Origin of the sequence: Cesiribacter andamanensis AMV16 (assembly GCF_000348925.1) — a bacterium.
In the GTDB taxonomy this organism is placed as follows: Bacteria; Bacteroidota; Bacteroidia; order Cytophagales; family Cyclobacteriaceae; genus Cesiribacter; species Cesiribacter andamanensis.
Genome location: NZ_AODQ01000124.1, coordinates 1 through 13,347, shown reverse-complemented (window position 1 = coordinate 13,347; position 13,347 = coordinate 1). Strand labels below are relative to the sequence as shown.

At 56.7% G+C, this 13,347-nt stretch carries 12 protein-coding genes and 1 pseudogene; 10 read left to right on the top strand and 3 right to left on the bottom strand.

Annotation, left to right across the window (positions count from 1 at the left end; genetic code table 11):
• A pseudogene (gene ligA / locus ADICEAN_RS17210) lies at positions 1-934 on the bottom strand (NAD-dependent DNA ligase LigA); the annotation flags it as partial.
• Positions 935-1,006: 72 nt separating this feature from the next.
• On the bottom strand, positions 1,007-2,584 hold the full coding sequence (locus tag ADICEAN_RS17205) for a GAF domain-containing protein (protein ID WP_009196924.1): 1,578 nt from the start codon (positions 2,582-2,584) through the stop codon (positions 1,007-1,009).
• A 268-nt stretch (positions 2,585-2,852) separates the two neighbouring features.
• Here ADICEAN_RS17205 and ADICEAN_RS17200 point away from each other — a divergent pair, with 268 nt between their 5' ends.
• The 3 genes from ADICEAN_RS17200 (at position 2,853) to ADICEAN_RS21520 (ending at position 6,329) form a co-directional block, all read left to right on the top strand.
• Complete coding sequence (locus ADICEAN_RS17200) at positions 2,853-4,685, top strand: ABC transporter ATP-binding protein (RefSeq protein ID WP_009196923.1); 1,833 nt, start codon at positions 2,853-2,855, stop codon at positions 4,683-4,685.
• A gap of 170 nt (positions 4,686-4,855) precedes the next feature.
• Positions 4,856-5,629 (top strand): carboxypeptidase-like regulatory domain-containing protein, encoded by a 774-nt coding sequence (locus ADICEAN_RS17195; RefSeq protein WP_009196922.1) that lies wholly within the window; start codon positions 4,856-4,858, stop codon positions 5,627-5,629.
• Positions 5,630-5,747: 118 nt separating this feature from the next.
• The gene (locus tag ADICEAN_RS21520) at positions 5,748-6,329 is read left to right on the top strand and encodes a helix-turn-helix domain-containing protein (protein ID WP_009196921.1); all 582 of its coding nucleotides are present in this window, start codon (positions 5,748-5,750) and stop codon (positions 6,327-6,329) included.
• Between the two features lie 37 nt (positions 6,330-6,366).
• Here ADICEAN_RS21520 and dinB read toward each other — a convergent pair whose 3' ends face one another.
• Positions 6,367-7,464, bottom strand: coding sequence for a DNA polymerase IV (gene dinB, locus ADICEAN_RS17185; RefSeq protein ID WP_009196920.1), 1,098 nt, complete (start codon positions 7,462-7,464; stop codon positions 6,367-6,369).
• A gap of 127 nt (positions 7,465-7,591) precedes the next feature.
• Between dinB and ADICEAN_RS17180 the strand changes: the two genes are divergently transcribed.
• From ADICEAN_RS17180 to ADICEAN_RS17155, 7 genes are all read left to right on the top strand, one after another.
• A complete protein-coding gene (locus ADICEAN_RS17180; RefSeq protein ID WP_009196919.1) occupies positions 7,592-9,229 on the top strand; it encodes a TldD/PmbA family protein in 1,638 nt (545 codons plus the stop codon).
• A gap of 127 nt (positions 9,230-9,356) precedes the next feature.
• Positions 9,357-10,673, top strand: a complete 1,317-nt coding sequence (locus ADICEAN_RS17175; protein ID WP_009196918.1) for a TldD/PmbA family protein — start codon at positions 9,357-9,359, stop codon at positions 10,671-10,673.
• A gap of 138 nt (positions 10,674-10,811) precedes the next feature.
• A complete protein-coding gene (locus tag ADICEAN_RS17170) occupies positions 10,812-11,219 on the top strand; it encodes a hypothetical protein (protein ID WP_009196917.1) in 408 nt (135 codons plus the stop codon).
• Positions 11,220-11,353: 134 nt separating this feature from the next.
• Positions 11,354-11,971 (top strand): DUF4159 domain-containing protein, encoded by a 618-nt coding sequence (locus ADICEAN_RS17165; RefSeq protein WP_009196916.1) that lies wholly within the window; start codon positions 11,354-11,356, stop codon positions 11,969-11,971.
• Between the two features lie 10 nt (positions 11,972-11,981).
• Positions 11,982-12,758 carry an AAA family ATPase gene (locus ADICEAN_RS17160; RefSeq protein WP_009196915.1) on the top strand — a complete coding sequence of 259 codons (777 nt, stop codon included), beginning with the start codon at positions 11,982-11,984 and terminating at the stop codon, positions 12,756-12,758.
• Positions 12,704-12,973 carry an AAA family ATPase gene (locus ADICEAN_RS23955; protein ID WP_009196914.1) on the top strand — a complete coding sequence of 90 codons (270 nt, stop codon included), beginning with the start codon at positions 12,704-12,706 and terminating at the stop codon, positions 12,971-12,973. The genes ADICEAN_RS17160 and ADICEAN_RS23955 overlap by 55 nt, the downstream gene beginning before the upstream one ends.
• A partial coding sequence (locus ADICEAN_RS17155) for a DUF58 domain-containing protein (protein WP_040397852.1) occupies positions 12,973-13,347 on the top strand: 375 nt, incomplete at its 3' end. The genes ADICEAN_RS23955 and ADICEAN_RS17155, both read left to right, overlap by 1 nt.

Below are 13,347 nucleotides of genomic sequence, written 5' to 3'. Positions count from 1 at the left end.
AGGCGATGGCCCAGCGGGGGCTTTTGGCCGTAAAGCCAAGGCGGGCCTGCTGGGACAGGCGTTTACCTTGATCACAATGCCATCCGTTTCCAGCGGCAGCTCGGTGCGCTTGAACTCCCATTCGCTGATGTACTCCAGTACCTGTTTAATATTTTTGCACAGGCGATAGGTGGGGGATACATTAAAACCCGCCTTCTCCAGCAGGGCAATGCCCTCGGCATGGGTGCTGAGGGCAGCATCGGTGCTCATGATGGAATACACAAAGCAATCCAGCCGGCGCTGCGCCACAATGGATGAATCCTGCATTTTAAGGGTGCCGGAGGTGGCATTACGGGGGTTGGCCAGCAGGGAGGCACCCTGGGCTTCGCGCTCCCGGTTGATGCGGGTAAAGGAGCTCAGGGGCATAAAGGCTTCGCCGCGCACCTCAAAGCTCTGGGGCAGGCCCTCGGCTTTTACCCGCAGGGGTATGGTCTTGATGGTGCGTACGTTGGCGGTAATATCATCGCCGCGTACCCCATCGCCGCGTGTAGCCCCCTGCACCAGCATGCCCCCTTCATAGGTGAGGCTAAGGGCAACGCCATCAAACTTCAGCTCGCAGAAATACTCGTAAGGTTCGTCGCCCAGGGCCTTGGCTACCCGGGCATCAAATTCGGCCAGCTCCTCCTCACTATAGGTATTGCCCAGCGAGAGCATGGGATAGCGGTGGTAGACCGTAGGAAATTGCTTGGTAATGGTGCCGCCCACTCGCTGGGTAGGAGAGTCGGGGCGTGCGGAAGTCAGGGTACTGCTCTTCCAGGCCTACCAGTTCTTCCAGCAGCTGATCGAACTCGTAATCCGTAATTTCTGAATTATTGTGCTGGTAGTACTGCTCGTTATAGTAATTGATCTGCTCTTTAAGCGTATCGATGCGGTGTCTGGCTTCTTCCGGCTGCATGCAGGTGGGCTTTTTCACAAATCTACACAAAGAACCGACTTTCTGAATGGCGCGGACCCAAAAAGCCGGGCATTATGCCTGGGTAGCTTTGCGCAGCTGAGCATTTTCGGTTTCCAGTTCCCGCAGACGGCGCTGCATTTCTTCCTGGGTGGCCTGTAGTTCTTCCGTATTCTGGCGCAACTCTTCTTCCTGTGCCCGCAGTTGCTCGGCCAGGGTTTGCGACTGCTCCAGGATCAGCTGGTTGCGCCGTCCGTTCTGGGCGGTGCCAATGGCCGAGGCCACCGATTCGCTCACTTTCTGGATAAAGTCCTGCACATGGGGTTCAAAATCCTGGAAAGAGGCCAGCTCTAGTACGCCCATCACTTCCTCATTTACCATCAGGGGCTGTATGTACAGGGTACGGGGGGTGGCTTCTCCAAGGCCGGAGGTAATGTGCACATAGCTGGCGGGCACCTGTTTCAGGTAGATCCTGTCCCGCTCCAGATAGGCCTGGCCTACCAGGCCCTGGCCGGGCTGCAGTACTTTGGTTTGGTATTTTTTGCGGTTATAGGCAAAGGAAGCCTCCAGCCGCAGCTGGGTTTGTCCTCCCTCATCTTCCACAATAAAGATGCCCCCCTGGTTAGCGCCTACGTATTTGATCAGGTTGGCCAGCACCTGGTAGCTGAGTTCCTCGGTTTTGCCGCTATAGTCCCGGATAATGCCCAGGAACCTGGCCAGGCCCTGGTTTACCCAGTCCCGCTTTTTGTCTTCGGCCGATACTTCTTTTAAGCTCTGGCGCATGCCGGCCAGCGCATTGCCCAGGTCGCCCTGGTTATCAAATACAGTAATATCACTTTCAAAATCGCCCCGGCCTACATGCAAGGAGAATTCCTTTACGCCCCGGAGCTGCTCCAGCAGGGTATTGATGGAATGGGTAATGGGGCTGAGTTCATTTTTAGGGTCGGGCAGGGCCTGGGGCAGATTGCCTTTGGCCAGCTCGCCCAGCTCCAGCTCCAGTTGCAGGATCTGGCTTCGGATAAAGTTGCGGGTAATATGCACAATGTAATAAAAGCCGGCCATCAGCACAATAAACGCCCCCAGCGCCAGCAGTTTAATGCTGTCCAGCCAGTCCATAAAAAGGGTAAAACCGCCCAGGTGCTTTTCAAACAGGTAGGTGTTCATGTCCTTGGTCAGCTGGCTGCACCGGGCCATGGCCGGCATGAGCTGCTCGCTCAGGATCAGGGCCTGGTCTTCGGCAGTAGCGGACTCCAGCCGGTCGGAAGCCGCCAGCAGTTTGGTGAGTTCTACCGACAGCTCATCCACACTCACCCGCAGCTGGGCATCCTGGAGGGTATCGGCATAGGTTCCCAGCGTGCCAATGCGTTTTTTGAGCCGCTTGCTGGTATAGTCATAACTTTCTTTTGCAGTGGCATTGCCGGTGCTTACGTAGGCCTGCTTGTAGGCGGCAAGCTGGGCCACCTCACTGTTGAAGGACAGCAGGTGAAATTTATAGGGCTCAATAATGGTAGAGAGCACCCCATAAGTAGTGGTTACCTTGTAGATGGACAGCCCTGCCCCCACGATCATGATGAGGCTGATGATGGCAGCCGCCGCATAGATCAGCCGGAAGCGGGAGCGTAGGGTATGCAGGGAAGTAGTAGCGCGGGACATAGGCATGTAATCAACTAGTCCACAAGATGCTTCAATAGGGCGTTTTTTCCCAATGGGGGCCAGCTTGCTCCGAGGGAGCTAATGTAATTTTTTGAGGAAAAGCAGCAGCTCCCATAGCGAGGGAATTAATTCCCTCGCTATGGGGGTAATTCTTACGCCAGGCCAGCAGCTGGCAAGTGGTCTGCCCAGTGCCTTGGAGCAGGCAATTTGCTAAAAAAAGGAGCAGGCATGGCGGGTATGGGGGCTTTTTGCTAGCTTTAAACCAGCCATGCGAGCCCCTAAAAATACCATCGATAACAAAGTTAGTCTGCAAAAGCGCCTTTCGGCCCTGCGCAACCTGCCCCCTTTCTTTAAACTCATCTGGCAGGCCAGCCCCGGCCTTACCCTGGCCAATGTGCTGCTGCGCCTCTTAAAAGCGGCCGTACCCCTGGCGGTGCTGTATGTGGGCAAGCTCATCATTGATGAAGTGGTGCGCCTGGCCGAGGGGGGTGGTGAGGGCGATACCGATGCGCTGCTGCTGTATGTGGGCATAGAATTTGGCCTGGCTATTGTCTCCGACCTGCTCAATAGGGGTATTGCGCTCTTCGATAGCCTGCTGGGCGATCTGTTTGCCAACGACTCCTCCGTAAGGCTTATGCAGCAGGCTGCCCGCCTGGACCTCTACCAGTTTGAGAACAGCGAGTTTTACGACAAGCTGGAGCGGGCCCGCCAGCAAACGGTGCGCCGTACCCAGCTCATGAGCATGGTGCTGGGCCAGTTGCAGGATACCATTACGCTGGTGTTTCTGGCGGCCGGTCTGGTGGCCTTTGCCTGGTGGCTTATTCTGCTGGTGTTTGTGGCGGTGATACCGGCCTTTCTGGGCGAGTCGCACTTCAATGAGCGCAGCTACTCGCTCATCTACGGCTGGACCCCCGAGCGGCGGGAACTCGACTACCTGCGCTATACCGGCGCCAGTGATGAGACTGCCAAGGAGATCAAGATGTTTGGCCTGTCGGATTTCCTGATCCAGCGCTTTAAGTACCTTTCCGATAAGTATTACCACGAGAATAAGAAACTGGCCGTAAAGCGGGCCAGCTGGGGTGCCCTTTTTGCCGCCATAGGCAGTGCGGGCTATTATGCGGCCTATGTCTACATCATTTACAGCACCATCAGCGGGCAGCTGAGTGTGGGCGACCTTACCTTTTATGCCGGCTCCTTTGCTACCATGCGCAACCGGCTTGAAGAGATCCTGAACCGCTTTTCCAAAATTGGCGAAAGCGCCCTCTACCTGCAGGATTATTTCGATTTCTTTACCCTGAGTCCCCAGATTGCCGCTCCGCAAAAACCGAGGCCCTTTCCCCGCCCCATCCGGCAGGGCTTTACCTTTGAAGGGGTGGGTTTCCATTACCCCAAACAGGAGCGCTGGGCCCTGCGGGGAGTAAGCTTTACCCTGCACCCCGGCGAAAAGCTGGCCCTGGTAGGGGAGAATGGCGCTGGCAAAACCACCCTGGTAAAGCTGCTGGCCCGCCTCTACGACCCCTCCGAAGGCCGCATCCTGCTGGATGGCCATGACCTCAGCGAGTATGATCCCGCCGAGCTCAGGCAGGAGATCGGGGTGATCTTTCAGGACTTTGTGCGCTTTCAGTTTACGGCCGGCGATAACATTGCCGTGGGCCGTATTGCTTTTAAGGATGTGATGCCGCAGATCCAGGATGCCGCCCAGCGCAGCCTGGCCGATGGGGTAGTGGAGAAGCTGCCCAAGCGCTACGAGCAGATGATCGGCCGCCGTTTTGCCGAGGGGGTAGACCTCTCCGGCGGCGAGTGGCAAAAAGTGGCCCTGGCCCGCGCCTACATCCGCGATGCCCAGCTGCTGATCCTGGACGAACCCACCGCCGCCCTGGATGCCCGCTCCGAGCATGAAGTGTTTGTACGCTTTGCCGAGCTCACCAGGGGGAAAATGGCCGTACTTATCAGCCACCGCTTTAGCACGGTGCGCATGGCCGACCGCATCCTGGTGCTGGAAGGGGGGCAGTTGCTGGAGGTGGGCTCGCATGAGGAGCTGCTGCAGCAGGAGGGACGCTATGCTGAGCTTTTCCGCCTGCAGGCAAAGGGCTATGCCTGAGAGGGGTGACACCAAAAAGATCTAAACAGCGTTACTACAGCTAGAGCTAGTAGAACGCGGGTTAAAACAGCAAACCCTCCCCCCCCAGCGCTATTTTGCCGCTTCTAGCATCGGGGTTGGTTTTGTGAGCGTTCTTTTGCTTCTTGGTTCAAAATAGAAATTCAGGCCTTATGCTGCATATACATATTCGGTATTCTATCCTAACTGTTCTGCTGATGGTGAGCGCTTTTGCCCTGGCGCAGGCGCCACAGAAGGAGGCCTATCTGCTAAAAGGCCGGTTGGTGGATGCCGACTCCGGCACTGCCGTTTCGCTGGCCCATATTGCCAATGTCAGCCAGCGGACCATTACGGCGGCAAAGGCTGATGGCGCGTTTACCCTGCCCGTGCAGGGGGGTGATACCCTGCTGATCAGCCGTATTGGCTATGTGCCCCTAAGGTACCCCGTACCCCTGCAGGAGCCCATGGGGGCCATCACCCTTCTTCTTCAGCCCCTTACCGAAGAGCTGCGGGAAGTGGTGATCACCCAGATGCCCTCTGAGCGCCGGTTCAAGGAACAGCTGCTGGGCCTGCAGCTGCCCGAAGAAAAGGAGCCCAACCTGCAGGTGCCACACCCCTCTACCATGGTTACTCCGCGGCTGGATGGCGCCGTACCCCTGGTGAGTGCCGGTGGTCTGATCTCCGGTTTTGCCAACAAATTCAACACCAAGGAGCGGGGCCGGCAATTTACGGCCCGCATAAAAGCGGAAGAAAGCCAGAAGGCCTATATCGCCACCAAATTTAACCGGGACATTGCCCAGCGCATTACCGGGCTGGAAGATGAGGAGCAGCTCAACGAGTTCATGAAATTCTGTGTGCTGCCGGATAAATTCCTGCTGGAATCAAGCGAGTACCAGATCCATGAGACGGTGCTGGGTTGCTTTAAGGAGTTTTTGGCAGAGCGCTAGGCAGTAAAGGGACAATAGAGGGGATGACAAGCCCCGACAAAGTGCGAATGCCGTCTATTTGCCGCAAATAAAACCATACAGCCCATCCACTACAGCTATATATTTGTTGCCGAAACCAATGGCAAAAAAAATGATAACACTTGGGCAGAGGATCTACGAGGGTCGTAAAGCAAAAGGACTTAGTCAGGAGGAACTGGCGGACCGCTCCAAGGTAAACCTGCGTACTATTCAGCGGCTGGAGAACAATGAGAATACCCCCCGAGGCAGTACCCTCAGCCTGCTGTGCAACGTGCTGGAACTTGATGTACAGGAGCTGCAAACTACTGAGCTGCCCAACAAGCCCATGGTGTGGCATGGACATCTCCTGAAGGTGTTTTTTCTGGCACTCCTCAACCTGGGCATGATGGCAATTATAGGGTATCTCACCTTAGATTCCGCTGCGACGCTAAACAGCAGGGTAGGGGCGCTTTTGCTGAGCATTTGCCTACCGCTATTAGTAGTGTATAAAACGCCTCATCTTGAGGCGGCAACACGGGTGCTCTATTATGGTACAGGGTTTTTTATGTATATGCTGCTGGCAATAGCATTTGTGGGAGTTCCGGAGGCCTTTGTTACAGGCCTGATTCCCTGTCTTAGCCTGGCACTTGCGGTGTTGTATTTTGGACAATGGACTGCTAGTGTTCCTCAAACAAAACGATAAGGCAGGCTGTCCACATAATTCAATCCCCTAATTACCCCTAAAAAGGAATAGACAACTGCCCCCCGCCAGGCGGCTCGCCCAGGTTGGAAACTGTTAGGCCCAGCAGGCGTACTTCCTTTTCTTCCAGATCTACCCCTTCCAGCAGTTCGCAACCAAGGCGGTGCAGCTCGGGTGCCTGCCAGATGGGCTGGGGCAGGGTGGTAGAGCGGGTGATCTGCACAAAATCCGAAAACTTTACCTTTAGTGTGAGGGTGCGCCCTTTCTGGTTCAGGCGGTCCAGGTCCCGGGCTACCTCCTCGGCTATGGCTTCCAGCTCCCCCTGCATGGCCTCCAGCCGCAGCAGGTTATGCGAAAAAGTGGTTTCGGCCCCTACCGATTTGCGCACCCTATCGGGCGTAACCGGCCGCTCGTCGATGCCCTGCACCAGCTTATAGTAGTAGCGGCCACTTTTGCCAAACAGGCGGATGAGCTTCTCTTCCGGCCAGTCCCTGAGATCGGCCCCGCTGCGGATGCCCAGGCTGTGCATTTTCTCGGCCGTTACCTTTCCTATGCCATAAAAGCGCTCAATGGGCAGCTGGTAGATGAAGTCCAGCGCCTCCTCCGGCTTCACCAGCGTAAGGCCGTTGGGCTTCTGCACATCGGAGGCCACCTTGGCCAGAAATTTATTATAACTGATGCCCGCCGAGGCCGTAAGGCCGGTTTCTTCAAAGATGCGCCGCTTGATCTCCCGGGCAATCAGGGTGGCCGAAGGGGGTCCCATCAGGGGGGTGGTCACATCCAGGTAGGCTTCATCCAGCGAAAGGGGTTCTACCAGGGGGGTATAGTCCAGAAAGATGCGCCTGATCTGCCGGCTTACCGCTTTATACGCCTCAAAGCGGGGCTTCACAAAGATAAGGTGTGGGCACAGCCGGTAGGCGTGCGCCGAGGGCATGGCCGAGCGCACCCCCCATTTGCGGGCCTCATAGCTGGCGGCGGCCACTACCCCGCGCTCCCGGCTACCCCCTACAGCCACGGGCTTGCCCCGCAGCTCGGGATTGTCCCGCTGCTCTACCGAGGCAAAGAAGGCATCCATATCCACATGAATGATCTTGCGAAGGGTAGGGGTACCGTTTATAGCCGAATTATCACCATTCATCCAAGAGAACCTTTGTAGATTTGGTAATGTAGTGCATGCGCCTTATTTTGAGCAGGTGAATATGTGCGCATGGAATACGTTCTTTTGTGCAAGGTAATCGCTAATTCTTATACTTTACTGCTATATAATGAAGAGACGAGACTTTTTGCAACTGGCCGGCATGGGTGCCGGAGCGCTGATGCTCCCCACCTATCTGTTTGGCAAGTCGGTACCGTTGGATGCTCCCCACAGCGTCCTCGATGCCCGCGCCAGCAAACAGCTGGCCGATGTAGCCCTCAATACGGCCCGCAGCCAGGGCGCCAGCTATGCCGATGTGCGCATAGGCCGCTACCTGAACCAGTACCTCTTTACCCGGGAAGACCGGGTGCAAAATACCGTTAATACCGAGTCCTTTGGCGTAGGCATCCGGGTGATCGTAAACGGTACCTGGGGCTTTGCCGCCACCGATCAGGTAACGCCTGATGGCATCAAAAAGGCCGCCGAGCAGGCCGCTGCCATTGCCAAAGCCAATGCCAAACTGCAGACCGAGCCGGTAAAACTGGTGCCGGTGCAAAGCTATGGCGAGCAGGAGTGGCGCACCCCCATTGAGCGCAATGCCTTTGATGTGCCCGTAGCCGAAAAGGTAGACCTGCTGCTGAGCTCCAACGCCGCCGCCATGCAGGAAGGGGCAAATTTCATCAACAATTCGCTCTTTTTGGTGAATGAGCAAAAATACTTTGCCTCTACCGAGGGCTCTTACATCAACCAGGACATTCACCGCATCTGGCCTACCTTTACCGTAACGGCCCGCGATACGGCCAGCGGCAAGTTCAAGCAGCGCGCCTCCCTGAGCGCCCCCATGGGCATGGGCTGGGAGTACATGAGCGGCCGCCAGCAGGACAAGATCCAGGGCCCGGCCGGCCTGATCTTCTACGGCAACACCTATGATCAGAAGGAAGATGCCGTATCGGCCGCCAGGCAGGCCAAAGAAATGCTCACCGCCAAGTCGGTGAAGCCCGGCAAGTACGACCTGGTGCTGGACCCCGACCACCTGGGACTCACCATCCATGAGTCGGTAGGACACCCCCTGGAGCTGGACCGCGTGCTGGGCTACGAAGCCAACTATGCCGGTACCTCCTTTGCTACCCTGGATAAGTGGAAGACTAAAAACTTCAACTACGGCAGCAAGATCGTTAACCTTTTTGCCGACAAAACGCAGGACCACTCCCTGGGCAAAGTAGGCTGGGACGATGAAGGCGTAAAAACCAAGCGCTGGGATCTGGTGAAAGACGGCGTGCTGGTAAACTATCAGGCCATCCGGGACCAGGCCCACATCATCAACGAAAATGAGTCGCATGGCTGCTGCTATGCCGATAGCTGGAGCAGTGTGCAGTTTCAGCGCATGCCCAACGTAAGCCTGGCCCCCGGTACCGAAAAGTATAGCATGCAGGATATGATCAAAGATGTGCAGGATGGCATCTTCATCATCGGCCGGGGTTCCTACTCCATTGACCAGCAGCGCTACAACTTCCAGTTTGGCGGCACGCTCTTCTATGAGATCAAGAACGGGCAGGTCACCGAAATGCTTAACGATGTGGCCTACCAGAGCAACACCCAGGAGTTCTGGAACAGCTGCGCCAAGATCTGCGATGAGAGCGACTACCGCCTCTTTGGCTCCTTCTTTGATGGCAAAGGACAGCCCTCGCAGGTATCGGCCGTTTCGCACGGCAGCAGCACCACCCGCTTCAATGGCGTAAACGTAATCAACACGGCCAGAAACATATGATAGTAATGTGATATGAGCGGCCGCCGCTGCGGCAATGAGACTGATTGAGGAGCAAACAAGCTCTTGCCATCTTATGCCACAGGGCTCATACCCCATACCTCATACCCCATACCAAGATTTAAACACCATGGCAATATTATCTAAAGAAGAAGCACGCAGCATCATGGAAAAGGTGATCAGCCTTTCCAAAGCCGATGAGTGCGTAGTAAACCTGAGCGGTAGCAATGGCGGCAACATCCGCTATGCCCGCAACTCCGTATCAACCAGCGGATCGGAAGAAAATACCTCCCTGGCCGTGCAAAGCTCCTTTGGCAAAAAGAGCGGCACCAGCACCATCAATGAATTTGATACTGCTTCCCTGGAAAAAGTGGTGCGCCGCAGCGAAGAGCTGGCCCGCCTGGCGCCCGAAAACCCCGAATTCATGAGCGCCCTGGAGCCCCAGCAGTACCAGGAGGGAAAAGCCTACTTTAAAAGCACCGACGACATCACCCCAGCCATGCGGGCCCAGTTTGCGGCCGATAGCATCAAACCGGCTTCGGCCAAGGGGGTAACCGCTGCGGGCTTTCTGGAAGATTCGGCCGGCTTTAATGCCCTGATGAACTCCAAGGGGCTGTTTGCCTACAACCAGACCAGCGGCGTAGACTTTACCGTTACCATGCGTACCGAGGATGGCACCGGCTCGGGCTGGGTGGCCCGCGATTTCAATGATGTAAAGAAGCTCAATACCGCCGAGGCCTCGCAGATTGCGCTGGACAAAGCCCTGCGCTCCCGCAATGCCAAGGCCATTGAGCCCGGCAAGTATACCGTAATTCTGGAGCCTGCCGCCGCCGCCGATCTGGTGCAGAACATGATCTATAGCATGGGCGCCCGCAATGCCGATGAAGGCCGCAGCTTTCTCTCCAAAAAGGGAGGAGGGACCAAACTGGGCGAAAAGCTGGTAGATGAGCGGGTAAAGATCTACAGCGATCCCCTGCACGGCGAAGTACCCTTCTCGCCCTGGTCGGGCGATGGGGTGCCCATCAAGCGCACCAGCTGGATTGAGAACGGCGTGGTCAAAAACATGTTCTACGACCGCTACTGGGCCAGCAAGGCCGGGCGGGAAGCCCTGCCGGCACCCGGACGTTTTGTGATGGAAGGGGGCAATGCCTCTATTGATGACATGATCAAGAACACCAAGCGCGGGGTGCTGGTCACCCGCCTGTGGTATATCCGTACGGTAGATCCGCAAACGCTGCTCTACACCGGCCTTACCCGCGATGGTACTTTTTACATTGAGAACGGAAAGATCATGTATCCGGTAAAGAATTTTCGTTTCAACGAAAGCCCCATCATCATGCTCAACAACCTGGAAGCCCTGGGCAAGCCCCAGCGCATCGACGGCAACCTGGTTCCCCCCATGAAGATCAGGGACTTTACCTTTACCAGCCTGTCAGACGCCGTCTAGGAAACCAATCCCATCTCAGCCCTGGCGGTAGCGGAGCAGCAATGCCCCGGCCGCCAGGGTAAGGGGAGGTGGCCGATTATTTCTTCTAAAAGCCCCAACAACCTGCGTCACCAGCGGTTTTCTACTGAAAAATAGTTTATGCAAGAAGATCTTTACTTGTCCTATTATCTGACGGAACTGAGCAAATCAGTGATCATAGAAGGGGATGGCATTACAGTGTGGGTATATGTGCTGAAGGAGGACGAGGAAACAGTTGATTTCGGCGGCTTTTTGTGCGCCACCGGGCAACCCATCGACGACAACAGCGAAATAGAACGCTACCTGATGGAAGGCAACCAGCCCCCGCTGCATCAGGATTATGCCAATGAGCATTCCGTAGTGGAAAATCTGCAGGCCGACGACATAGGGGTTGAGGTGCTGGGCACAGACAAGATCACCGTTAGCATCCGTAAAAAGGTGTACCTGATCCTGGACCTGGCCCAAAAGCAGTCGCACTCCATTGCCCTCTCGCAGGACGGCCCCTACGGTATGGTACTGGGAGAATGAGCAAAGCTGCACCTGCAGCTACCCCCGGCAGCTGCATCGTCCACCCATTCCCCTCATCACCCTCAACTGTCCATTGTCCATCGTCCAACGCTTAATCACCTAAAAGGGGGTATCTTGCTGTAGGCAGACAGATCATGAGTAAATTTTTCTTTACACGCCTGCAATACAACAGTGGCAACTGGAATGTGGACCAGCGCATGCCCTCCAACCTCATGCACTCCCTCATCCAGTACACCAAGATACCCGTTGATCCGCAGGAGCGGGTGATTCCCTTATCCAGCAAGGATATCTTTGACTCGCCCTTCTGCTACCTGAGCGGCCATAAGCTGGTGGAATTTGATGAAGAGGAGGCCCGCAACTTTAAAGCCTATGTGCAGCGGGGCGGTTTTGTGTTTGTGGATGATTGCAACCACGACATCGACGGCCTCTTTGCCAAATCCTTTGAAGCCCAGATGGCCAGGCTGTTTGGGGAGGGTGCTCTGAAGAAGATATCCAACCGGCACCCCCTCTATACCGCTTTTTTCCGCTTTGAGGAGGGACCCCCTACCACCGGCTTTGAGCTGAACGGCTGGGGCGACGATCTGGTGCATGATTACCTGAAGGCCATTGAAGTGGACGGAAAGATCCGCGTACTTTACAGCAACAAAGACTACGGCTGCGAGTGGGACTATGACTACCGCAACAAGCGCTGGCTGGCCGAAGACAATACCAAATTTGGGGTGAACATCATTGTGTACGCCCTCACCGCCTAAGCAACCCCCTATGCAAGCCCCATCCTATACTGAAGAAGACTTAAAAAGACTGCCCCAGCTGTTGCCCCACCTGCGCCAGGCCATTGGCCAGGCCGTGGTAGGCCAGCAGGAGGTAGTAGACCAGCTGCTGGCTACCCTGCTGGCGGGCGGCCATGCCCTGCTGGAAGGGGTGCCCGGTCTGGCCAAAACCCTGATGGTGCGCTCCCTGGCCGATGCCCTGCACCTCAAGTTCAAGCGCATCCAGTTTACGCCCGACCTGATGCCCGGCGACCTTATCGGCACCGAAATTCTGGAAGAAGACCGGCAGACGGGCCATCATCATTTCATCTTTAATGAAGGGCCGCTCTTTGCCAACATTGTGCTGGCCGACGAGATCAACCGTACCCCGCCCAAAACACAGGCAGCCCTGCTGGAAGCCATGCAGGAGAGCCACATCACCTGGTCGGGCAAGACCTATGCGCTGGAGCAGCCCTACCTGATTCTGGCTACGCAAAACCCCCTGGAGCAGGCCGGCACCTTTCCGCTGCCCGAGGCGCAGCTGGACCGCTTTCTGCTGTATGTAAAACTGGGCTATCCCGGCCTGGACGATGAGATCGAGATCCTGAACCGTACCACCTCCAATGCCAAACCCCAGATTGAGGCGGTGATGGGGCCGAAGAGATCATTCGCCTGCGGCGCATGGTACGGGACCTGCCCATCAGCCCCGAGCTGCTGGGCTGGGTGGCCCGCCTGGTGCAGGCAACCCGCCCCGAGCAAAGCCAGAATGCCTTTGTTAAGGAATGGGTGAGCTGGGGCGCCGGCCCCCGGGCCGGGCAGGCGCTGGTGCTGGCGGCCAAGGCCCATGCACTTATGAATGAGAGACTCTCCGTTATTCCCGACGATATCCACTGGGCGGCCCGGCCGGTGCTGCGCCACCGCATCCTGCTGAACTTTGGCGCCGAAGCCGAGGGCATTACCCCCGATGGGGTGGTAGAGCGCCTGCTCACAGACCTGAAGCGCTGATGAGAAGGAAGGAGCTATCCTGGCTGGACCCCCACTTGCTAAGCCTGCCGCAGGGGCTGATGCTGTTTGCCAAAACAGCCCTGCACCGGCTGGAAGGGGGCCTGCACCGCAGCCGCAGCAGCGGCGAAGAGCAGGAGTTTAGCCAGTACCGCGCCTACCAGCCCGGCGACGACCTGCGCCTGCTGGACTGGAAGCTCTATGCCCGCAGCCGCCGCCTCTATGTGCGCCAGGCCGAGGTGCCCCGCCAGCTGCAGGTACTGGTGATCCTGGATGCCAGCGCCTCCATGCAGCACCAGAGCGGCCGCTGGAGCAAGCTCACCTATGCCAGAGCCGTAGCCGCCGTGCTGGGCCTGCTGGCCCACCGCCAGAACGAT